This is a genomic window from Paenibacillus gorillae, from assembly GCF_000513275.1.
GTDB classification, from domain to species: Bacteria; Bacillota; Bacilli; order Paenibacillales; family Paenibacillaceae; genus Pristimantibacillus; species Pristimantibacillus gorillae.
The window spans coordinates 84,279-106,156 of record NZ_CBVJ010000012.1 but is presented as its reverse complement, the minus strand read 5'-3'; the positions used below and the strand labels follow the sequence as shown (position 1 = coordinate 106,156).

Sequence of the window (21,878 nt, the reverse complement as noted above, 5' to 3'; positions counted from 1 at the left end):
AGGTTCGCCAGTTGCGAAATTCACTTCGCTGTTGGCCAAAGTCGCGCTCCTACATGGCCATTTTGCGAATCTACCTTCGTTATTTTGCGAACCTGCTTCGCTGTTCTGACACTAACGGCAGCAACCTCCCTACCGCGACGCTACCCTGCACCACAGCGAACCTGCTTCGCTGTTGACCAAAGTCGCACTCCAGCATGACCATTTTGCGAATTCACCTTCGTTATTTTACGAACCCGCTTCGCTCTTCTGACACTAGCGGCAGCAACCTCCCTTACAGCGACGCTACCCTGCACTACAGCGAACCTGCTTCGCTAATTTGCGAAGATAATTTCGCTGTTCAACTAGCCGTGAACCTTTGGTTTCAATTTAGCGAAGCATTCTTCGCTACTCATGAACCTAGGTTCGCCAGTTGCGAAATTCACTTCGCTGTTGGCCAAAGTCACGCTCCTACATGGCCATTTTGCGAATCTACCTTCGTTATTTTGCGAACCTGCTTCGCTGTTCTGACACTAACGGCAGCAACCTCCCTACAGCGACTTTGGTCAACAGCGAACCTGCTTCGCTGTTGGCCATGGCCATGCTCCTACATGACCATTTTGCGAATTCACCTTCGCTAACGCCATATTAGGTTACTTGGATCTCGAGCGAAATACGCATAATTGCACACAACTCCTCCATTTGCCCACGTTTACTCAAACTAACCTTCGACTTCTAGCGGATTTACCTGATCTGCTTGATGTCCACGCCCTAGTCATTCGTTACTTCGTGAAACGACGTTCCTCCCACCATGTATTCGAAACTGTTTAAGTTAACACACAAATGGGCGATTAACCAGACTCACAGCATTCACCAATAATTATATGGACAAAAACAAAAAAAACCTGTGTCGCATCCCTATAGCTGGGATGCGACACAGGCATCGATTTCTTTTACACTTTAAATACAGCTGCTTTCTCTTTCAGTACGCCGGATGATTGCTTGAGCTCACCTGCAAGGGCGCCTAATTGGTCGGATACCGAGTTTTGCTCCTCGGACAGACCGCTCATCACATCCATTTTGCCGTTAACGTCGGAGGACGTTTGCAGCAGCTTATCTACTGCCGTGACAATGTGAGTCATGCCGGACGTAATTTCCGCGATTGCAGTGGAGATCTCGCCCACTTGCTCAGACAACGCGCTGCTTTGCTGCTCCAGCCCCTTGAACATATCGCTTGCGGCAATCGATGCATCTTTTGTTGTCGCAATAACTTGCGAGAAAGAACCAAGACGGTCGCTGCTCGATGCGACATCGCTTTGAATAAGCTGAAGCTCTTTCGTAATGTTTTTCGAGAACATTTCAGTCTGGCCGGACAGCTTGCGGATTTCCTCCGCCACTACAGCAAACCCTCTGCCATGCTCGCCTGCACGAGCCGACTCAATTGAAGCATTAAGCGACAATAGATTCGTTTGTGTATTCAGATCTTGAATACCACCAAGAAACTTCGTCACATTGCCGAAACGCTGTACAATGCGGTTAAACGATTCATTAACAAGCTCGAATTGCTCGACCGTCTGGTTAACCATCTCAACGACGCCTTCCATATCCTGAGCGCCTTCCTGGGAAGCTTGACGCATTTGGCGCATATCGCTATTGATATAATCGCTGGATGCAGCAATCTCCTGAGAGCTGGCCGAGATCTGTTCGGTTACAGCAGAAATAGAAGAAGCATCATCATACTGGGACAGCAAGGTAACTGTACCTACCTTGATTTGATCGCGTACCTGCTCGGAGGCTGTACGGTTGCGGTCAACCATTTCGCCCATGGAATTGGACATGCTGAGCACCGTTCCGCTTACCTCAAGTGTAGATTTGATCGTATCGCGCAAACGATGGCCCATTTCGGCCAGCATCCGGTCGATATCCCCGAACTCGTCATGCCGGTCCACCTTCAAATCGTATGTAAAATCGCTGTTTTTATAGGCGTCAATCCGGCCCATAATGCCTCTTAACCCTTTTTTGATGCTTTGGCTAAGCGTGTAGGACATTAAGAATGGCAATAATGCCAACAGCAGGACGTTGATAATAATGATGGTATTAGCTGCATCTACGCTTCTTGCGAGCTGCTTCTCATTGGAAGCTTGGTCAACGTTCATTCGCGCCTCGACCGCTTCATTCGCATAACTCAAAGTAATCGTGTAGACGCTGATCAGTTCGCGGATACGCAACGACTTCATATCGCTCCGCAGTTCTGCGTTGTCCATTGCAAATCCGTTCAAGCTATTGTAAGCCATTTGGAAAACCTTAACTTGATTGCTGTACTCCAAGTCGCCTTCTTGCGGCGGATATTTTTTATCCATCTTTTCGAAGCTTTTGGTCAAGCTCGCAAGCATATCGGGAATCGGCTTCATCGATTGTGTAATGACATCCGATTCATCTTCCCCGTTCTCAATCGAATTGATCATTAGAAGCATGGTGCGGAGCATCGTATCGGACAATGCTTTGTACTCCCGTTCGGTATCGCCAAATTCGTTGGAGCTGTCAATCGCTTTCGATACTGATAAATTTTGCGTGTAAATCAATACCCCTGCCGCCACGTTAAAAATAGTAATAAGCGACGTAATAAGCAGAAGCTTCGACGTAATTTTCTGCTTTTTCACGAACATGGCCGCCTGATTCGGCCACTTTTTCCATAGAGCCATCTGTCCTTTATCTCCTTTTCCTATCCCCGAAAAAGTGCAAAGCTATCCGACCACAGATAGTCGGATAGCCTAAGTTCAGCGAATTTCCCTTGATCTGGTGGTCTGGCAGCCATAGTTCTGTAACCTTAGGCCCATAACTTTGCGTCCTTGTTTTTCAACAAGTTTGCCCTTTTCAGTTCATTTTCTATTTTTCGACCACTTTCGACACCCTTCTAGTTTAGGACATTTTTGCCAGTTTGTCTAACAAAATATATTCATATTTTCAGAGATTGGACGCTTCTTGTCAGGTTGTTTATAATGAACAGAAATAATAAATAACAGCACCTGAAGGAGAATGATTATGGACTTCCGTTTGGATCTCATAGAAAATAAAGTCGAGTTTTTCGAAGCTTATGACCTAAGAACATTGGAAAAACAAATCGACCGGCAAATCGAAAATAATAAAGCGTTGATGCTAGATGTGCATTCGGTCCAGCATCATTCCGCGTTCAACCAGCTTACAGGTAAAATGCACTATAGCGCAGTTGTTCACTTCAAAGTAAAAAGGCAATAAAAATAAATTTCTAAATTTCTAAAAAAACAGTTGCATTATCTTTAATGTTTATGGCATAATACATTTTGTGCCTGAGAGATTTTATGCCGGTGTAGCTCAGTTGGTAGAGCAACTGACTTGTAATCAGTAGGTCGTGGGTTCGACTCCTATCGCCGGCACCATCACAGGACGGGATGTAGCTCAGCTTGGTAGAGCACCTGGTTTGGGACCAGGGGGTCGCATGTTCAAATCGTGTCATCCCGACCATTAATAAGACATTCCAGAAGCTTGATTCTATCAAGCTTCTTTTTTATTTCTTCCTATTAAAATTTTTGATCCGTATCTAAATATAAAGTATACCTGCGTAAAGAAACCGAAACAGGCTGTCGAGACCCTCTCGACAGCCTGTTTCTCTTAAGTCCCGACAAGCCCTATCACTCAAACGAAGCAATCGCCCGCTTGGCTAGGTTCTGCAAAGCGACATCGTCCATCGGCGGATTATGCAGCCCTGCTCGGACATCCCGGTAGTACCGCTCCAGCGGATGGTTGCGGGACAGGCTCGCGCCGCCTACAATCCTCATCGCGAGATCCACGATTCGCAGCGCCCCATTCGTCGCTACATATTTAGCAAGCCCAAGGTCAGCACGAAGTTCCGGCCTTCCTTCAGGATCGCGGTCCCAGCGGTCCGCCAAGCTGTACAAGAGCGTCCGGGCTGTAATAAGCTCAGCCTCCAGCTCGCCAAGCTGCCGCTGAATATTCGGCAAATCTGCAATAGGGCCATTCAAGCTGTTCGGCCGGTAATCTTTGGCGAAGCGCAGTGCGAAATCCCGAGCGGCATGCGCAATGCCAATGTAACAGGCTGGTATATGAAGCATTGCTCCCCCATGATCGGATTCTGCCGGTATCTTAGGACGCAGGGCTGCCCCCGCTATTGATTCTCCATCTGGAACGAACACATTATTGAATATTAGATCATGGCTTCCTGTCGCTCTCATGCCCATCGTATTCCAGGTTTCATCGATTTCAACGCCCCGCCCGATACGGACAAAAAACTCGCCCACACGGTCCTCCGACTCCACCGAGGCTGACACCATACAGTGTGTAGCGACTGGACTAAGCGTACTGTACGTCTTCCGGCCGTTGATCAGCCAGCCGCCTTCGGTACGTACAGCCGTCGTCTCCGGCCTGCCCCCTCGGCTAGGACTCCCGGTTGCCCGTTCGCTCGCGTAGCTGTTGAAGATTGCCCCGCGCTCTACAATCTCTTGAGCTAATGCAGCGTAGAGCGAATCCGGCCAAGCCTGCGATATTCGAAGCTGCATCACGAGTGCGACATGCCAGCCGACAGCGAGCGCCGTGGAGCCGTCTCCGCGCGCCAAATGCTCTTGCGCCAGCACCAGTTCATACAGCGAAGCCTCTTCCCCACCGTAAGCCTGTGGAACTGTCAGCGCCAAATAGCCGCTTTCCCGCAAATCTTTAAAATTATCAACCGGAAAACTGCTGTCAAGGTCATGCTGGGGTGCCCTAACAGCGAATAGTTCCGCTAATCTGTCCGATCTTGAGGCGATGGCCGCCTCCCGTTCATTTCGTATAAATGGATCTTGCTTGGAAAACTCGGACATCTATCGTTCAACTCCCTCATCATTTTTCGAACTTCTGCCCATTCTATTAATCATAGTATATCGATATATTTAGTGGAATAAAAGCGGTTTCCATAAACGATTACATCTAAAATGAAACTTTCCAGCGGATGCAGCGTCTAGTCCATTATGAAAAAGAAACCCGTCTTTTACAAATTGATTATTGTTGCCTTTCTCATTGCTGTTCTATCAATAGGTTATGCAGCCTATGACATATGGACATTCGGCAAACCACGCGTGCCTTCGCCAGCAGATGCAGCAATCGTTCTTGGCGCAGCCGTATCGGACGGTAAGCCTTCTCCTGTACTGAGGGCGCGAATCGACTACGGCATTTGGCTTTACGAGCACGGCTATGTGCAGAAAATTATTTTCACCGGTGGAATGGGACACGGCGGCCAATGGACAGAAGCGGTTGTATCGCGTGATTATGCCTTGGAACAGGGCGTTGCTCCTGAAGCCATTCTCGTTGAAACGAATTCTACAATCACGGAGGAAAATTTACGCTTTGCAAGCAAGCTGGCGGAAGAACATCAGCTGCATACGTTTGCGATCGTCAGCGATCCCCTCCATATGAAACGGGCGCTAACCATTGCAAAAAAGCTCGGAATGGATGCCTATTCCGCACCCACCCCAAGCTCTGCCTACAAAAGCTTGCAAACGAAGCTTCCCTTTCTGTTTCGGGAGCTGTTCTATTATATAGGCTACAATGTGATGTCGCCGTTTCGAAGCTGACAGCCTGAGTTTGATTTATTTCAATGCCAGTCTGCCCGCTTCGCAAAACTGCTGCAGCGCTTGCTCGACAATGGCTCTCGGGGCAGCCAGGTTCATACGCAGCCATCCTGCTCCCTCTGTGCCAAATGCCGAACCAAGGCTGAAAGCTACTTTTGCCTGCTCAACCATCCACGCCTTCAGCTTGCCTGCTTCAATCCCTAATCCCCGGCAATCGACCCACAGCAAATAGGTTCCTTCCGGTATTAATGGCTTCACTTCCGGCAAATGCGCCGACAAATAATCGACAGCAAAATCTAGATTGCCCTTAACGTAGTCCAACAAACCGTCCAGCCACTCTTCACCTTCCGTATAAGCAGCGACGATCGCTGCTTCTGCAAAATGATGCGGATAATTAAGGCCAAGCACCTGCAGCCGTTTATCGAATTTTTGCTTCAACGCTTTGTTGGAAGTAATGTAATAGGAAGTCTGTATGCCCGGCAAATTGAATGTTTTCGTAGCAGCCGCGCACGTTACCGTAATATCGCTAAGTTCAGCCGAGAGCGAAGCGAACGGAATGTGTTTGTGGCCAGGGAACGTCAAGTCACAATGAATCTCGTCGGAGATAACCATCACTCCATATTGCAGGCACAACGCGCCTACCGCCCGCAGCTCCTCCTCCGTCCAGACGCGGCCGCCTGGATTATGCGGGCTGCACAGAATCATCAGCTTCGCGCCGCCTTGGAACAATGTCTCCAAATGCGGTAGATCCATCTCATAGCGTCCGTTCCGGCTGACGAGCGGATTTTTCGCCACAACACGGCCGTTGTCCTCAATTACCTCATAAAAAGGAGGGTACACTGGCGTTTGAATAACGACGGAATCACCCGGCGAGCTCAAGAGCTCTACAGCTATACTAATCGAAGTAACGACCGTAGGCGAATTCCCGATCCACTTCTGATCGATGCTCCAGCCGTGACGGCGGCTAAACCAGCCTGAAATTGCCCCATAATATTCGTCCGAGAAAAACGTATAGCCATACAAGCCCATATCAGCACGTTCAGCCACAGCTTTATGCACCGCCGGCGGACTGCCAAAATCCATATCGGCTACCCATAATGGCAGCAGCTCCGAGCTGCCGAACAGCTTTTTCATATCATCCCATTTGTAGGATCTTGTATTCCTTCTATTATTCAGTTGATCAAATGAATTAGTCATCGTCATTGTTGTCTTAAGCCTCTTTTCAAGTCTGCATTTCTATTCATCATACCAAATCGCCATTTTGATTGGAACCGATAGAATGGTTTTTCAACCTAAGCAACATATATAACATTTCCCTAAACAGGGGAAAACAAAGCCAAGATGTGTGATTGTGCTGCTCCTGCAGAACGATTATGATTAGCTTACCTTTCTTGATGAATAGAAAAAAGAGAGAAGAAAGGCAAGCCATACTTCCAAGGGATAGGAGTCAGCACTAAAATGAATAATACGTTGCAGCATGCACAAGCTGCGTCTTTAAAGAAAAAAGGAGCGTTTCCGCTATCGCTTATCTGCTTGACCATCGGCGCTTTTGCAATCGGCATGACGGAGTTTCTAGTGATGGGACTGCTCCCCAATGTAGCCGCTGATTTGAATGTGACGATATCTCAGGCTGGGCAAATTATTACCGCTTATGCACTAGGCGTTGCCATTGGCGCACCTGTACTCACGATGCTTACCCACTCTTTGCCTAAAAAAAGATTATTAATCTTGCTGATGCTGATCTTTATTCTCGGCAATGCGCTTTCCATGATTGCACCCACGTATCCGCTGCTCGTTGGCGCTCGTATACTAACTGCCTTAGCCCACGGGACATTCCTTGGCGTCGGCTCACTGATCGCCACTTACCTCGTTAGTCCCGAGCGTCGCGGCAGCGCTGTTTCCATCGTACTCGCAGGGCTGACAATCGCCAACATTATTGGCGTACCGATCGGAACGTTCATCGGCCAGCATTTCGGATGGCGTGCTTCCTTTGGTGTCATTACGGTGCTCGGCATCTTCTCGCTTCTTGGCATTATGCGATTTATTCCGGTCATCCGCGGAGAGAAAGCTTCGAGCCTTGCGCAGGAAATTAGCAGCGTATTGAAACCGCAGGTGCTCCTTACACTGCTCTTCGGCTTGTTCGGCTGCGCCAGCCTATTCGCTCTGTTCACTTACATCTCGCCTGTTCTGCAGTCGATTAGCGGCTTTCAGGAAAACAGCGTCACCTGGATTCTCGTGATATTCGGCATTGGCGTCACGATTGGCAACATTATCGGGGGCAAGCTGGCCGACTGGAAGCAGCTCCCGTACTTGGCGATCAACTATGCTGTGCTTGCAATCATTCTGGCGGTATTGACCGTCATGCTGTCCAATCCGATTCTTGCCGTCATTACCATTTTTCTATGGGGCGTTGCCGCTTTCGCCATTATGCCGGGCATTCAGCTGCGGACGATGACACTAGCCGGGGACGCACCGATGCTTACTGCTACAGCCAACCATTCGGCATTGAATATCGGCAATGCGCTAGGTGCGTATACGGGCGGTGCCGCTATTACGTTGGCGGGACTGCACTCCCTCACTTGGCTGGCTGCCGGACTCGCAATGCTCGGCTTCATTGGTGTTCTGCTTAGCTTCATGCTCGACCGCAAAGTGAAAATGAAAGCAGCGCTGCAACTGGCCGCAAATTAATAGAATCAGCATACAGAGCTCCCCCGTTTATTACAAACGCGGGGGCTTTCTATATACCGCACTTTGCTTGTTGACATTCACGCGGCGTAAAGGTGTAGGATAGCTTTAGGTCAGGAGGGATGCAGAATGGAATATACGATACAGAAGCTAGCGCTCCTGGCGGGCGTCAGCACCCGGACGCTTCGATATTACGATGAGATTGGCCTTCTCAAGCCGGCGAGAATCAATTCATCGGGCTATCGCATTTACGGGCAGCAAGAGGTGGATCGGCTGCAGCATATTTTGTTCTATCGGGAGCTGGGTGTCAGCTTGGATGAGATCAAAGACAGCGTAGCCTCGCCAGCTTTTGACGCCGATCGCGCCTTAGAGGAGCACCGCGTGAAGCTTCTGGAAAAGCGCGAGCAGCTCAATAGGCTGATTGCCAACGTCGACAGGACGTTAGAGCAGCGAAAGGGGAAAAGCACAATGAGTGACAAGCAAAAATTCGAAGGCTTCAAGCAAAGTTTAATCGACGATAACGAGCGGAAATACGGCGAAGAAATCCGTGCCAAATACGGAGACGAGCAGATCGACCGTTCGAACAAAAAGCTTAAAAGTATGTCGCAGGAGGAGCATGCCGCTGTCGAAAAGCTGAACGAGCAGCTTCACCGCAGGCTTGCCGAAGCTTTCGCAACAGGCGATGCCGCAGGCGTTCTCGCCCAGGAAGCTGCCGATCTACATCGCCAGTGGCTCACCTTCTACTGGGACAGCTACAATAAAGAAGCTCATGCAGGCCTGGCTCAAATGTATGTCGATGATGAGAGATTCACGGCCTACTATGACAGCGAGCAGCCTGGAACGGCGGCGTTCCTGCGAGATGCTGTCCTTATCTATACGGGACGCGCCTAATCACACACGCTCCACCATGCACGACAACGACAAATCCCCTTGCCTAATCGTCCGATTGGCAAGGGGATTTTTTTCGGAATCTATTGTAAAATCACGGCATAACGGGTTATTACTCTTTAATAGAGCCCAGCATAACACCTTTGACGAAATACCGCTGCAGAAACGGATAAAGCAGCAATATCGGCACGGTCGCAGCGATAATCGTCGCGTATTTGATCGTTTCCTGAATCAGCCCTTTATCGACGTCCGCAACGGATGTCATCATAGAGTCTGTACTATTAGAAATGAGAATTTCCTGCAATACGAGCTGCAGCGGATATAAATCCCTATCCCTCAAGTAAATTAAAGCGTCCATGTAGGCGTTCCAGTGCGCCACGCCGTAGAAGAGCGTCATTACCGCCATAATGGGCAGTGACACGGGAATGAAGATTTGGAATAAAATCCGGAAATCATTCGCGCCATCGATTCGCGCTGATTCTTCCAGTGCAACCGGAATGCCCGCAAACGAGGTACGCATGACAAGCAGATTCCAGGTACTGATAGCCGAAGGCAATATCATCGCCCATCTGGAGTCCAGCAGGTCCAGATTGCGCATATTCAAGTAAGTGGGAATCATTCCGCCCGAGAAAAACATTGTAAAGACGATGCCGAACATAATCGGCCCGACAAAACGTACGCCCTTGCGTGACAACGCATATGCGGCAAAGCTCGTTAACGTTAAGTTCAAAGCCGTTCCTGCAACGACATAAATTAAAGTGTTCATATAGCCGGTCGTAATCATCGGATTCTCGAACACATATTTATACGATTCAAGACTGAAGCCGGCAGGTGCAAGCAGCAGCCCCCGATGTTCAATCAGTTCGGACGGATCGCTGAAGGAAGCGAACAGCACATACAGAAACGGGTATAGAGTAACCGCTATTAACGCTAACATAAACAAAGAATTCGCCGTATCAAAAATCCGTTCCCCAAATGGGATGCGAGGCTTCAACGGGCTTCACCTCCTAATATGGAATTACCATAGGCTCGTGTTGTTGATCTTCCGGCTGATCGTATTCGCCGATACGAGCAATATAAAATTCATGATGTTGTTGAACAAGCCAATCGCCGCTGAGAAACCGTAATCCATTTGCAGCAGACCTCGCCGGTATACGAAAGTAGAGATAACATCGGCTGTCTCATAGGTTGTCGAGTTGTACAGCAGCAGTATTTTTTCCAGGCTGCCTCCGGCCATAAGCGTCCCGAAACGTAAAATAAGCATAATGATAATCGTCGGCATAATGCCGGGAACGGTAATATGAAGGATTTGCTTGAATCGCCCCGCCCCGTCCGTCTTGGCGGCTTCATACAGACTTGGATCGATGCCGGCGATAGCTGCCAAATAAATAATCGAGCCCCAGCCGATGCCCTGCCAGATACCCGACGAGACATAGATTGTACGGAACCATTCCGGTGCGATCAGAAACGAGACCGACGGAAGGCCCAGCAGCCCCGTCAATTGGTTAATCAGTCCATCTCCGGACAAGAAGTCGACCATCATGCCGGCAACGACGACTATTGAAATGAAATGCGGCAAATACGTAATCGACTGCACGATATTTTTAAATACCCGTTTACGGATTTCATTCAGCAGTAAAGCCAGTATAATGGGAGCGGGAAAGCCGAATACGAGCTCATACAAGCTAATCATGACCGTATTGCGGATTAGTCTCCAGAAATAATAGCTGTCGTAAAAAGAGACAAAATGCTTAAACCCTACCCATTCGCTGCCCCAAATTCCGATTGCCGGCGAAAAGTTTTTGAACGCAATCTGCAAGCCGTACATTGGAAAATAAAGAAACACGACGTAATAGATCACGACCGGAAGCAGCATCAAATAAATGTATTTATTGCGTGACCATTCCCGCAGCAGCTTCAACTTACAAGCCCTCCTTCTGTTGAAAGGTGAAGAAGCAAGCAGGTTCCCCGGCTGCAGAGTACTCTCGGCCCCTTCCGGCGAACCCGCTTCCCCTTATTACTTTCTTAACGTTTCAAATATCTCTCGTAAGCGGCTTGCTGAATATCCAGCGCCTCTTGCAGACCCATGCCTTCAATCGTCTTCACGAAGCCGTCGAAATTGTCAACCGGCTCGGCACCCATCACGAATTTGTCGAACATTTCATCACGGAACGTTGTAATGTCCGTCATAATAGCCGCGAGACGCGCCGACTCATCGTTGGTGAATGAAAGCGGCGGCAGCCAGTTGCTGTTCTCGACGTTCATCCAAGTGTTAAGCGCATCCTTCTGCTGCGGCAGCGAGGCATTTTGCTCCTGATAGCGTTTATCCTGAACAAGCGGTCCCCCGAAAGGTATTGCATATCTGCCGAGCGCGGTTGCGAAAGACAAACCGTCCGGATTTTTCATAATTTCATCTGTATAAGTCGGGAAACCGTCTTTCATCTCATAGCTTTTGCCTTCAATCCCGAAGTTGAACAGCATCGAGCCTTCTTCACCGTATTTGAAGTCCAGCCATTTCACCGTTTCCTCAACATGCTTGTTGTTTTTCGTAATTGCTGCGCCCACACTGTTGAAAATCGGCTCCAGCTGACCAAGCACCGGCTTGTCACCCTTGACCAGCGTCGGATAAGGCGCACCGACGAGGCGGAAGGACGGATTTTTGTCTTTCATCGCATTTGTATATTTCCCGATACCGCCTCCGACTGCCATTTCGGATGAACCGAGAAGCTCTCCTGTCCATTTCGCATCCTTTTGCTTATCATCCGTTCCGGCGTAGTCCCGGTCGATAAGCCCTTCCACGTACCAAGCACGCATCGTTTGCAAAAACTGCTTAAATTCCGGTTGAATCGGTCCGTAGAGCACCTTTCCGTCTTTCAGATTGAATCGGCCGGAAGTGCCCCATGCGTTCACGAATACGTTGCTGAAATTAAGCATCGTATCCTTGCGGATCAGCAGTGGAATTTCATCCGCCTTGCTGTTGCCGTTGGGATCGCCCTGTTTAAATGCAGTCAGCACGGTATGCCATTCATCAATTGTATTAGGCATTTGCAGATTGAGCTTTTCCAGCCAATCCTGGCGAATGCCCAGTCCGAAGTATGTACGCAAGTACGGATCGCTGCGCAGGAATGGGAAAGCGAATATACGGCCGTCATCGGTCGAGATTTCTTTTTTGATTGCCGGGTTATCAGCCAGTATTTTGGACAGGTTTGGCGCGAACTTGTCAATATATTCATTAAGCGGGATAATAACGCCGTTATTCATAGCGCCAACACCGCCGCCCGGATAATCATTCCAGCCCCATTGAATAACATCCGGATAGTCACCGGAGCTCATCAGCAGGTTAAACTGATTTTTTTCTTGCCCGCCTGCCGGATGTTTAAAATCGATATGAATACCCGTCTTCTTTTCCGTTTCCTGATAAGCCGCCATATCGTTCAAGCTCTTTACGCCCGGTGCCGGGCTTCCCGACATCTCAACAAAATAAGTAAGCGTGAGCGGGCTTGAAACGATTTTGCCGTCTGCAGGCGCCTCTGCTGTCTCTGTACCCGGCGAAGCGTTTGACGGCGATTTAGCCGGCTCATTGCTGCCTGAGCATCCAGCTAGCGCAACAGTCATAATGACCGACAGCAGAATGATGAATTTACGTTTGTGCATGATAATACCCCCTTGAGTTTGTTTAGGCCGATGTTCGCTGCCTGACCTCTATCCTATCGCTGCAGTCCAGCCGCTGCCTATAATCCGGTTGTTTGATCGGCATGCCTTTTATTCAGGGAAGGCTATCTTCTTTTAAGATGGATGTTCCGTATATTTGTTGGCACGGTATTGTCCAGGCGTAATGCCCTCATGTTTCTTGAAAAAATCGGATAAAGCCGATATCATTGGAATAGCCAACAACCAAAGCGATTTGCGCGACAGTCGCCTCCGTCTCCGACAGCAGCCTTTTCGCCTCCCGCAGCCGTACTTCCGCTATGAATTCCAATATGGTGCGTCCTGTTGCTTTCTTATAGAAGGAAGACAAATACGGCTGCGTAATACCGAGCTCGTCTGCGATCAGACCGACGCTAAGCATGTTCTGACCAAAGCGCTCCTGCACGATCCGCTGAATCGTGTCGAGCATCCGGCTGCCTTGATCGCTCCGCCCTTCCTTCCAATGCCGGCATACGATTCGATAATCTGCTTTCAGCTCCAGAAACTGACGATGCGTATCCGCTATGCTGTCCCCTTGATTTCTCAACAACCGCAGTGCAAGATCCGGCTCAACTCTCGGCGTCGTCTGAACGATTCGGAACAAGGTTGAGGACAGATGCATGAGAAAATAGGAGATGATCAGCGACTTGCTGCCTTCGCCCGCGTCGTGGTCGGTGTACAGCGCATCCAGCAGCTGTTCGGTTTTTTCTTCTTCCCCTGACTTTACATAATTGGTTAACTGCTGCTCGATGTCGAGCGGGAAATAATAGGCCGGTATCTGATCCGGTAGCTCGCCCGTCTCTATTGGCCCGGCATGGCTCTTCCGGTTTTCATCCAGCCGCTTTAACGCATCGCGAAATGCCTCCCCAATGTGATGCCGATCGCGAACGAGAGAGCTGACGCCAATGGCGACGCGCAAGCGAAACCGCTGACGCAGCACTTCGTCGAGCTGATCCGTTATAGATGCCAGTCCGCTTGAATCCTGCACGGCATCTGCTTCACAGATATTGATTAAGAGAGCCACTCTTCCCTGATCCAGCTCGGTTGTATAGGCAATATGCCGTTCATTTGCCAGATCGGATGCGATGTTAGAGATGACGAAGTTAACGAATAATCGTTCTTTTTCATCATTACCGGAAGCATAAGCGCTCATATCCTCCACGTCGATCAGCATAATAGCAAACAGATCGGAGACGAATTGGATGCCCATAAATTGCAAAGATTGCTCCAGCAATTCATGGGGTTCTGCATAGCCTCTAATGAACCGGCTTAAAAAATGAATGCGGATAATTGGCGTCTGATGCGACAATCTCGCCCGCAGCTCTGATTCCGTTAACCGGGCGGATTGAATCGATGTGTGAATTAACTCATATTCGATGGGCCCTTGCTTGCCTGCGGAGAAGACGCCAGCGCCATTCCCGGACACGGCCGTTACGAGATCACGAATCGGCCTATAATTCCGGAAAGCCAAATAACCGGATACAACTGCCCCTGAAAACGCTGCCAAAACAAATAACAGCAGAGCCCAGCTTCTCACTTCGTTCACCTCTGCCAAAAATACGGTGCGGGGCACCTCCAGCACATACTTCCAGCCGTATACGGAGGAAGTCGCATAGGAAATAACCGTATCTTCTCCGCCTCGTTTGGCAGACAGCTTCCCTTGATCGCCTGTCATGTCCGAATAGCTGAACGGCAGCTCAGCTCGTGTATCCGTTGTCGCACTAATGATCCGATTATCAGCGTCAACGATATAAATCTGCCCTTTGCCCGCTTCCGCGAGACCCTTGAACATACTCCCCAGCTGTTCATCATTTATCATAATAAATAAGGTCGCCAACTGCTTGGAGCGGTCGACTAGCGGCAGCGTCTGCATGTAGCCAAGAATATGGCGTTCTTCTCCGAAGCTGCTGCTTGCTCGCAGTGACGGATCAAACGTACGGAAATGGTAACCGTCCTGAAACCTGCTCATCCAATCCTGCGCTGTCAATCCTTCGAACCGGTCTACTTGGCCGAACAAAATGTCAGGCGTCGTCTTCACGCCAGGTCCAAGCAACGTCCCAATTTTGGGCAAATAGATGTAGTAATCGTAAATAAAAGGAGTCAATTGCTTGTAGCGCTTCAAATCGTCGGCAACCTCGATCATGGCGTATTGATCTTTGTCCGTCAAAGGCACCTTGCTTCTCATCAGCTGCATCAGCTTGGGATGGCTCGCGACTTGCTGCTCCAGCTGCTCGATCATTTGCAATTGTCCGTCTGCCAGTTCCCGCAGCTGTCCCAGCATCGCCGAATTGGTATGCTCAACCGAAATCTCTACGACATCCTTGGCACGCCAATACAGCAAGCTTCCAATAACGATCAACAATAGAAGAATCGCAATATAGGACCAGAATAACGCTGACCATGCCCCGTTTAATCTAAACCATTCCCATTTGTATTTACTCAATGTACGCATCCGGCTTCCTCCGCTTTCCATGCAAGTCATATACGATTGCCTCTAAGCTTGTATAAGTATACCAATATTACAAACAGTCAGAGCTTATCCTTTCGTTCGATTAATGAACCGTTTATAAGAATTGCACCTTGATTAACGTAAAAAAACTGCGCAGCATGCGATGCTGCGCAGTTTCCCGGATCGGTATTACGCCCGTTCCTTGCTGATGACCGCAATCGCATCTTGTACGCTCAGCATCGCTTCCGTCATCTCACTCATATCCTTAAGCCGCAGCATGCCGGCTTCTGCTTCTTCATTGCCGATTAAGACCACATAACGAATACCCTTAGAAGCAGCCGAGGCCAGCGCTTTTTTCAGCTTTCGCTTGCTCATTTCGATGCTTGTACGTATGCCGCCGGCCCGCAGAATGGCAGCCGCTTTTAACGCTTCCGTCATCATGTCCCCAATCGGAATAACAACAGCCAGCGGGATCGGCAATGGAATCGGGCGTTCCTTGAGCATTTCCATAATCGACTCCATGCCGAATGAAATGCCTGCAGTCGGATACTGGATATCCTCTCTTCCCGCCAGCTTGCCTATGATCGCATCGTAGCGTCCTCCGCCTCCAAGACTGGAGCCGTACCGCTGCTCCGCATCAAAGATTTCATAGACAGTTCCGGTATAGAAGGAAAGGCCGCGGGATAAGAAGGGATCAAACCGGCAGGTTTGACCAAGTCCTAACCCGTCCAGCAGCTGCTGAAGTACCTGCACCTCCATCGAACCCCTTGAATTTTCTATGCCATAGGTTTCCGCTAAGCGCTGGAAGGAAGGCTCCTTCATTACAGCAAGCTCGGCAATGGCGCTTATTGCCGTTTCGCTGATTCCTTTGTCACGCAGCTCCCCGACAAGCGCTCCGATACCGATTTTCGCGATTTTATCGAGCGTAAGCATCACCGACAGCTTCTGGTCATCTGCAACGCCAACAGCTTCCAGCAGCTCCCCCAGAAAACGCCGGTTATTCCATTTCAGCAATATCGGGATTTCTAATCTTTTGAAAACCTCAGCCGCTATGAGTATGAGCTCAGCTTCTGCCTCCGGGCCTTCAATGCCAACTACGTCCACATCGCATTGCAGAAACTCCCGCAGCCGCCCTCTTTTTACCGGCCCGTCTCGAAATACCTTTCCGATTTCGTATCGTTTGAACGGCAGCTCGATGCCCGGATTCCAGGCTACCACCTTGGCGAACGGGATAGTGAGATCATAACGAAGACCTAAGCTGCGCATGCCTTGATCCGTCAACTGGTACATTTCCTTCATAATTTCGTCGCCACCCGCGTATTTGGAGGCAAGCAAGTCCAATTCATTCAATACCGTAGATTCCATCCTGCCAAAATCGTATAGCTCAAACACCTCTTGCAGCACCGCTTGCACTTTGCTCCGCAGCGCCTGCTCGGCTCCAAAAAAAGTCATACGTGCCTTTTACATTTTGCATAACTACTCATTCCTCTCTTTTTTGTGTAAAAAAATTAAAAAAACGCGCAGGACCTCTTGGTCCTGCGCGCTCCATATGCGGCAGGGAGGCCAACGCGAAATGCGTTAGCCCACCCTGATCAATTACACAGGTGTGCTAACGCTGTTTGTGATGATGAAGTTGATTTTGCATGATAAGATACGTATTCATGTCATTAACCCCTTCAATCGAATCGGTGAAACCGAAATAAAATTGATTATAACATATACGGCTATCGATGCAAGAGATCCAGCACAGTTTCGCCGCCAATCATAGCGCTACAAAATTCATTTGATCTTCCCGGGGTTTGAGCGTAATGCAAAGCTCCCGGTTATCCTCGGTGATCGGTTTTAAAGCGATGACCTGACTTGGCACAATCCGCGCCCCCATTCTCTCCAAAACTACGCGCCCTGCTCCACGCGGCTATTCTTGAAGGCTTGCAGCGCCTCTCTCGTTGCAGCCTGCTTCATTATTTCCTGCTGTCGGGCTTGCGTTGACGAGAAAAAATGCTTCATTCACATAAATTGACAGCAAGGCGTTACAAGTGGCAGCCGCTGCAGCCGCTTCATCCTGTATTAAGTAATATACGACCTGGTAGCAATACTGCTCATAATCGCGAAGAATCGCTATCTTATTCACTGCTCTATTTTCAATTGTCATTGCATTCCCGTTCATATTCATTCTCACCTACTGCTTAACGTATTGTGCATCTACACAATAGTATAACAACCGCAACCTGTACATTACTTAAAGTAATTCTTAAGATTGTCTTAAATTGTAAAAGGGACGGGACTGGTCTTTACTTCGTCGTAATCGTAATCAAACGATTTTGTGACTCATAGTACACCTTTACGCTAAATAGTGTTTTCAGAGAATGGACGGACAGCCAATATTGATTGCCCGAATACGTAACAGGCTTATCTAGCATGACTGTTTTACCATTGATTAATGCTTTCTTACTTCCTTGCTCCACCACTAAAACTTGATTGCCCCGCTTCATGACAAGCTTTGTTTTACCTTGTGCCGTAGACGTATAGCCCAGCGTCTTAGACAACTCACTAGAAGAAACGTAAAGGCTGCCGTCTATCGTTTTCGGAGGCGATTTTACCGAAGTGAGCACATCGTCGACAAACACTTCAATCGGCTGTTCTTTTACAATCGTATCTTTATTGAAAATGATTTGGCGCGGCGTCAAAAACAAATACCGGTTCCGATTCCCCAGTTGGCCGACATCATTTCTGCCCCAGGCCCATACTGTCCCATCTTTCTTTAAGGCAAGAGAAGCGTCGCCATTGTTGGCTATCCCCGTAACCTCCGACAAGGAGGACACTTGACCGGGTTCCATCCGGTCCTTCTTCGTTCCATTGCCAAGCTGACCGAATTTATTATAACCCAGCGTCCATAACGTACCGTCCTTTTTCAAAATCAGGCTGGCGTTATAGCCGCTGACAATATTCTGAACCCCGTGAAGCTCCGGCAGCTCCTTCGGTATTAATTGATTGGCCGTCTCGCCCCGTGTAAAGGACAAAATATTGTTCTTGCCCCAGAACCAGGCTGATCCGTCTTTTTTAACTGCAATATTATACCAGCCAGATACTGCCTGAATTCGAGCTACGTCCTCAAGGTTTTTAACCTTTACCGGTGCGTTCTTGTTCTGCGGCTCGCCGATATCTCGTGTAGCTTCCCCGTTATACGCCAGTCTGCTTTCCGTACCGTCTCCGGCTTTGCCGAAGTAATTCTCTCCCCACATCCACACCCCGCCGTTGCTATCAAGCGCTAGACTATGAAAGTTTCCTGCTGCTATTGACTGAATGGGAGGAAGACCGCTGACTTGAGTCGGGACCGTAACGATCATCTCACGGCTGCCCACACCGATCTGTCCTCCCCCATTTTGTCCCCATGCCCAAACAGTTCCGTCTTTTTTCAATGCCAATACGTGGCCCCCAGCAGCAATGGCAGTTACATCTGAGAGCCCCTTCACCTGAACCGGTTTTTGGCTATACGGCTTTGGACCGGACATTGGAAAAGATAAACCTAGCGTATACATGCTTTCTCCGTTCCCCAACCCGCCGAACTGGCCGCTTCCCCATACCCACACGGTACCGTCCTTTTTCAAAGCAACAGAAAATCCGCCGCCCGCGGTAATATCAACAATGCCGGAAAGCTCTTTCACCATTACAGGCTGATTGAGTCCCTTTGACTCAAATGTGCTGCCGTCTGAACCATACGGATTGTCTCCCCATATCCATACAGTTTGATCGGCAAGTAAAGCCGAATCTCCAGTTATTTTCACCACCTGAGGCTGTTGTGCCGCATTTGCGGCAGGCTGACCAGCAAGAAAGAGAAGCGGCAGTACGACAAGAAAAGCGATTATCGCTGCTGCGAATCTAGTTAAACTTGTTAAAGCTCCCATTCCAAATAAACCCCCCGTTTTTATTTAAGTCTTGTACCTGTCATTTTTAACAATATAGACTATATTAGTAAATCATCCCTTCAGAGGTTTATCAACCCACTTTTTTCACGGAAATCCAGCCAAAAACCTTGACGGGCAGCATACCGCCCATCAAGGTTTCCCCTCTTTATTCTATAAAACAGCTCACTCCAGCGATTCAAGAAGGCAATTGGGTTATCTTCCCTCCGCCCTTGTTCCACAGAATAGAGCATAGCACGACGCTGATCGCCACATAAGCCACAATCATTCCGACGATGCCGATCCAGCCTAGCTGCCCGTATAGCAAGCCGCCGCCCGTGCCGCTAACACTGGAACCCACATAATAGAAAAACAAATACAAAGCATTAGCCTGCGACTTATGGGCATCCCCCACCAATCCGACCCAACTGCTGGCGATGGAATGACCGCCGAAAAAGCCGAAGGCAAATAGAGCAAGACCGATAATCTTCAACCCTAAGTAAGGATGAAGCGTCAATACCGCTCCTGCCAAAATAATAGCAAGGGCAAGGATGATCACCCCAGTCCGGCCGTAACGGTCAGCCAGTCTGCCCATCCAGGTAGAGCTGAATGTGCCCATCAGATAGACGACAAAGATGCTGCCTACGATCGTTTGGCTTAGATTATAGGGTTCGCCTGTTAATTCAAAGCCAATATAATTAAACAGGGTGACAAAACTGCCCATTAGCAAAAAGCCAAGTCCGTATAGACAAAGCAGCCGGGGGTTGCGGCATTGCGACCATAGCAGCGGAATAACCCGGTTCAGCTTGGCGTTCTGTTTCATGAAATGACGGGATGGAGGAATCGTTGCGAAAAAAAACAACGCGGCAGCCAGACCAACCGCTCCCATGCCGCCAATAGCTACCCGCCAGCCGAACCAGTCCGTCAGCAGGCCGCTTATCATTCTCCCCGCCATTCCTCCAATGGAATTGCCGCTAATGTACAGCCCCATCGCATAGCCTAAACTTCTGGAGTCGATTTCTTCTACCAGATAGGTCATTGCAATGGCCGGCAGCCCAGCGAGCGCGACGCCTTGCAAAATACGCAAAAGCAGCAGCATCGGAAAATGAGGACTAGATGCCGAAATGATGGAAATGACAGATGCTGCAATAAGCGAGGCCGTCATGATCGATCTGCGGCCCAACGCATCGGATAATGACCCGATGAACAGCATCGTCAATGCCATCGATACCGTTGTAACCGACAAAGTCAAGCTGGATTGCGTCGGTGTAATGTCAAATGCGGCCGTCATCTCAGGCATTAACGGCTGCAAGCTGTATAATAAGGCAAATGTGACGAATCCGCCCGCAAACAAAGCAAAGCTAATGTTGCGGAATGGCTTTGTACCTTGCTGAATCCTCATTTCCTCCAACCTTCTTCACTGAGCAAGCTCCGGTTGCCCTGGCAGGACCGGTTGACCGGAACCTGCCCATTTATTTAACGAATAGCTTCCGCTCCATATGCGTCAGAAATTCAAAGCCGTCAGCCGTCATGACAACGGTATCCTCAATCTGAAAACCGCCGGCGCCCAGTTCGTAATAAGGCACTTCCACACAAAGCACCATCCCCGGCTCTAATGTTCGATGATCGCCAGGCGCCAAAGTGATATCGTCATACAGCTCCAAGCCGATCGCATGCCCGACATGCTGGCGCCGGTAATGAGGGATGCCTTCCTTCTGCACTCTGGCGACAGCCGCTTGAAACACATCCGACGCTTTGACGCCGGGTCGAATAAGATCAAGCGCTTCTCTCCATCCGCTCAGCACAGCCTCAAAGTGGCGAGTCATCCAAGGCGTCGGCTCTCCGAACACCGCAGTCCGGCCTGTATCGCCCCAATAACCATCCAGCTGCATGCACAGGTCGAAACGGATTTGGTCTCCCGGCTCAATGATGCGGAAATAGTTCTCGATCAACGGCAGTGCACTGCGAGGCCCCGCGCCTACCGCCGTCATGGCAGGTGTGCCGCCGCCTTTCATGACAGAAAGCCGGTAATGCTCGGCCAGCTCTCTTTCATGAACACCTGCAGCGATTAGATCGATCAGCTGCTGCTCGATACGCTCATTAAGTGCAGCTGAACGTCTCAATCGCTCTATTTCAAATGGTGTCTTGATTTGGCGAATTTGGCGAAACAGCTTATAGGCCGGCTGCGCTTGCCCGCCTGGGAGTCCTTCGGCGAATCGGCTCAGCAGATCCGGGGTCATTCTCATCTCATCGACACCGATGGGCTGCCCTTTAAGCCCTAAGCCTGCTATCGCAGCCTCTAAAGCTTCAATAGGTCCGGAATAAGTATTCACCGTTTGAAGCAGGGAATAGAATAAATCGATATCCGGTGTGGACGGCTTGCCCTCCACAGACCCTTCTACGAAAAAGTCGCTATATACATATAGATCGGCACTCGTAATGCTCATCTGAGCGATGACGCCAAGCCGGTTGGTCGGAATAATAAGGCAGGGGCGCAGGCTTGGGTCCTTCGGCAGCACGGCATAAATCTGCATCGTCCAGTTGGTCGCGCGCAGCGAAGAGCCCAGCACATAATGGACATTTTCAGGAGTAGTCGCCACTATAGCTTCCAGACCGCCCGCCGCCATCAGCTGCTGGGCACGAGACCGGTTTACCCCTGATTCTCCTAATGAGGCTACATCTTTCATGGCG

Annotated in this window: 16 protein-coding genes, 2 tRNA genes and 1 riboswitch; of the genes, 6 read left to right on the top strand and 12 right to left on the bottom strand. The window is 49.4% G+C overall.

Features of this window, described 5'->3' with window-relative positions; all coding sequences use genetic code 11:
* Positions 1-929: 929 nt before the first annotated feature.
* Positions 930-2,678, bottom strand: coding sequence for a methyl-accepting chemotaxis protein (locus tag TY10_RS01125; protein WP_042159694.1), 1,749 nt, complete (start codon positions 2,676-2,678; stop codon positions 930-932).
* A 93-nt stretch (positions 2,679-2,771) separates the two neighbouring features.
* A riboswitch (cyclic di-GMP riboswitch) is annotated at positions 2,772-2,856 on the bottom strand.
* Between the two features lie 162 nt (positions 2,857-3,018).
* Here TY10_RS01125 and TY10_RS01120 point away from each other — a divergent pair.
* From TY10_RS01120 to TY10_RS01110, 3 genes are all read left to right on the top strand, one after another.
* Positions 3,019-3,231, top strand: a complete 213-nt coding sequence (locus TY10_RS01120; RefSeq protein WP_042159692.1) for a YrzA family protein — start codon at positions 3,019-3,021, stop codon at positions 3,229-3,231.
* Positions 3,232-3,316: 85 nt separating this feature from the next.
* A tRNA-Thr gene (locus tag TY10_RS01115) sits at positions 3,317-3,392 on the top strand.
* Positions 3,393-3,400: 8 nt separating this feature from the next.
* Positions 3,401-3,477 (top strand) — tRNA-Pro (locus tag TY10_RS01110).
* A 167-nt stretch (positions 3,478-3,644) separates the two neighbouring features.
* Here TY10_RS01110 and TY10_RS01105 read toward each other — a convergent pair.
* Positions 3,645-4,829 carry an acyl-CoA dehydrogenase family protein gene (locus TY10_RS01105; protein ID WP_042159690.1) on the bottom strand — a complete coding sequence of 395 codons (1,185 nt, stop codon included), beginning with the start codon at positions 4,827-4,829 and terminating at the stop codon, positions 3,645-3,647.
* 147 nt (positions 4,830-4,976) lie between these two features.
* Here TY10_RS01105 and TY10_RS01100 point away from each other — a divergent pair, with 147 nt between their 5' ends.
* Positions 4,977-5,579 (top strand): YdcF family protein, encoded by a 603-nt coding sequence (locus tag TY10_RS01100; protein WP_042159688.1) that lies wholly within the window; start codon positions 4,977-4,979, stop codon positions 5,577-5,579.
* 15 nt (positions 5,580-5,594) lie between these two features.
* On the opposite strand, the gene TY10_RS01095 is transcribed toward TY10_RS01100, so the two are convergent.
* Positions 5,595-6,779 carry a MalY/PatB family protein gene (locus TY10_RS01095; RefSeq protein ID WP_337588320.1) on the bottom strand — a complete coding sequence of 395 codons (1,185 nt, stop codon included), beginning with the start codon at positions 6,777-6,779 and terminating at the stop codon, positions 5,595-5,597.
* 255 nt (positions 6,780-7,034) lie between these two features.
* Between TY10_RS01095 and TY10_RS01090 the strand changes: the two genes are divergently transcribed.
* Positions 7,035-8,264 carry an MFS transporter gene (locus tag TY10_RS01090; protein ID WP_081735058.1) on the top strand — a complete coding sequence of 410 codons (1,230 nt, stop codon included), beginning with the start codon at positions 7,035-7,037 and terminating at the stop codon, positions 8,262-8,264.
* Positions 8,265-8,390: 126 nt separating this feature from the next.
* Positions 8,391-9,152: a MerR family transcriptional regulator gene (locus TY10_RS01085; RefSeq protein WP_042159685.1), complete on the top strand. Its 762-nt coding sequence runs from the start codon at positions 8,391-8,393 to the stop codon at positions 9,150-9,152.
* A gap of 109 nt (positions 9,153-9,261) precedes the next feature.
* Here the strand turns inward: TY10_RS01085 and TY10_RS01080 are convergent, their stop codons facing one another.
* From TY10_RS01080 to TY10_RS01040, 9 genes are all read right to left on the bottom strand, one after another.
* The gene (locus TY10_RS01080) at positions 9,262-10,086 is read right to left on the bottom strand and encodes a carbohydrate ABC transporter permease (RefSeq protein WP_042159723.1); all 825 of its coding nucleotides are present in this window, start codon (positions 10,084-10,086) and stop codon (positions 9,262-9,264) included.
* 81 nt (positions 10,087-10,167) lie between these two features.
* Positions 10,168-11,064: an ABC transporter permease gene (locus TY10_RS01075; protein ID WP_420329369.1), complete on the bottom strand. Its 897-nt coding sequence runs from the start codon at positions 11,062-11,064 to the stop codon at positions 10,168-10,170.
* Positions 11,065-11,174: 110 nt separating this feature from the next.
* A complete protein-coding gene (locus TY10_RS01070) occupies positions 11,175-12,803 on the bottom strand; it encodes an extracellular solute-binding protein (RefSeq protein WP_042159679.1) in 1,629 nt (542 codons plus the stop codon).
* A gap of 187 nt (positions 12,804-12,990) precedes the next feature.
* A complete protein-coding gene (locus TY10_RS01065; RefSeq protein ID WP_162160554.1) occupies positions 12,991-15,288 on the bottom strand; it encodes an AraC family transcriptional regulator in 2,298 nt (765 codons plus the stop codon).
* Positions 15,289-15,474: 186 nt separating this feature from the next.
* Positions 15,475-16,737: a histidine--tRNA ligase gene (locus TY10_RS01060; RefSeq protein ID WP_042159675.1), complete on the bottom strand. Its 1,263-nt coding sequence runs from the start codon at positions 16,735-16,737 to the stop codon at positions 15,475-15,477.
* A 463-nt stretch (positions 16,738-17,200) separates the two neighbouring features.
* The gene (locus TY10_RS01055; protein WP_155985642.1) at positions 17,201-17,452 is read right to left on the bottom strand and encodes a hypothetical protein; all 252 of its coding nucleotides are present in this window, start codon (positions 17,450-17,452) and stop codon (positions 17,201-17,203) included.
* 124 nt (positions 17,453-17,576) lie between these two features.
* Positions 17,577-19,190, bottom strand: a complete 1,614-nt coding sequence (locus TY10_RS01050; RefSeq protein WP_052350276.1) for an RCC1 domain-containing protein — start codon at positions 19,188-19,190, stop codon at positions 17,577-17,579.
* A gap of 196 nt (positions 19,191-19,386) precedes the next feature.
* Positions 19,387-20,589, bottom strand: a complete 1,203-nt coding sequence (locus tag TY10_RS01045) for an MFS transporter (protein WP_042159671.1) — start codon at positions 20,587-20,589, stop codon at positions 19,387-19,389.
* A 70-nt stretch (positions 20,590-20,659) separates the two neighbouring features.
* A complete protein-coding gene (locus tag TY10_RS01040; protein ID WP_042159669.1) occupies positions 20,660-21,874 on the bottom strand; it encodes a M24 family metallopeptidase in 1,215 nt (404 codons plus the stop codon).
* Between the last annotated feature and the right edge of the window lie 4 nt (positions 21,875-21,878).

Coding starts and splice junctions, on each gene's coding strand:
- TY10_RS01125 (WP_042159694.1), bottom strand. CDS start 2,678: ATGGCTCTATGGAAAAAGTGGCCGAATCAGGCGGCCATGTTCGTGAAA.
- TY10_RS01120 (WP_042159692.1), top strand. CDS start 3,019: ATGGACTTCCGTTTGGATCTCATAGAAAATAAAGTCGAGTTTTTCGAA.
- TY10_RS01105 (WP_042159690.1), bottom strand. CDS start 4,829: ATGTCCGAGTTTTCCAAGCAAGATCCATTTATACGAAATGAACGGGAG.
- TY10_RS01100 (WP_042159688.1), top strand. CDS start 4,977: ATGAAAAAGAAACCCGTCTTTTACAAATTGATTATTGTTGCCTTTCTC.
- TY10_RS01095 (WP_337588320.1), bottom strand. CDS start 6,779: ATGACGATGACTAATTCATTTGATCAACTGAATAATAGAAGGAATACA.
- TY10_RS01090 (WP_081735058.1), top strand. CDS start 7,035: ATGAATAATACGTTGCAGCATGCACAAGCTGCGTCTTTAAAGAAAAAA.
- TY10_RS01085 (WP_042159685.1), top strand. CDS start 8,391: ATGGAATATACGATACAGAAGCTAGCGCTCCTGGCGGGCGTCAGCACC.
- TY10_RS01080 (WP_042159723.1), bottom strand. CDS start 10,086: ATGTTAGCGTTAATAGCGGTTACTCTATACCCGTTTCTGTATGTGCTG.
- TY10_RS01070 (WP_042159679.1), bottom strand. CDS start 12,803: ATGCACAAACGTAAATTCATCATTCTGCTGTCGGTCATTATGACTGTT.
- TY10_RS01065 (WP_162160554.1), bottom strand. CDS start 15,288: ATGCGTACATTGAGTAAATACAAATGGGAATGGTTTAGATTAAACGGG.
- TY10_RS01060 (WP_042159675.1), bottom strand. CDS start 16,737: ATGACTTTTTTTGGAGCCGAGCAGGCGCTGCGGAGCAAAGTGCAAGCG.
- TY10_RS01055 (WP_155985642.1), bottom strand. CDS start 17,452: ATGAACGGGAATGCAATGACAATTGAAAATAGAGCAGTGAATAAGATA.
- TY10_RS01050 (WP_052350276.1), bottom strand. CDS start 19,190: ATGGGAGCTTTAACAAGTTTAACTAGATTCGCAGCAGCGATAATCGCT.
- TY10_RS01045 (WP_042159671.1), bottom strand. CDS start 20,589: ATGAGGATTCAGCAAGGTACAAAGCCATTCCGCAACATTAGCTTTGCT.
- TY10_RS01040 (WP_042159669.1), bottom strand. CDS start 21,874: ATGAAAGATGTAGCCTCATTAGGAGAATCAGGGGTAAACCGGTCTCGT.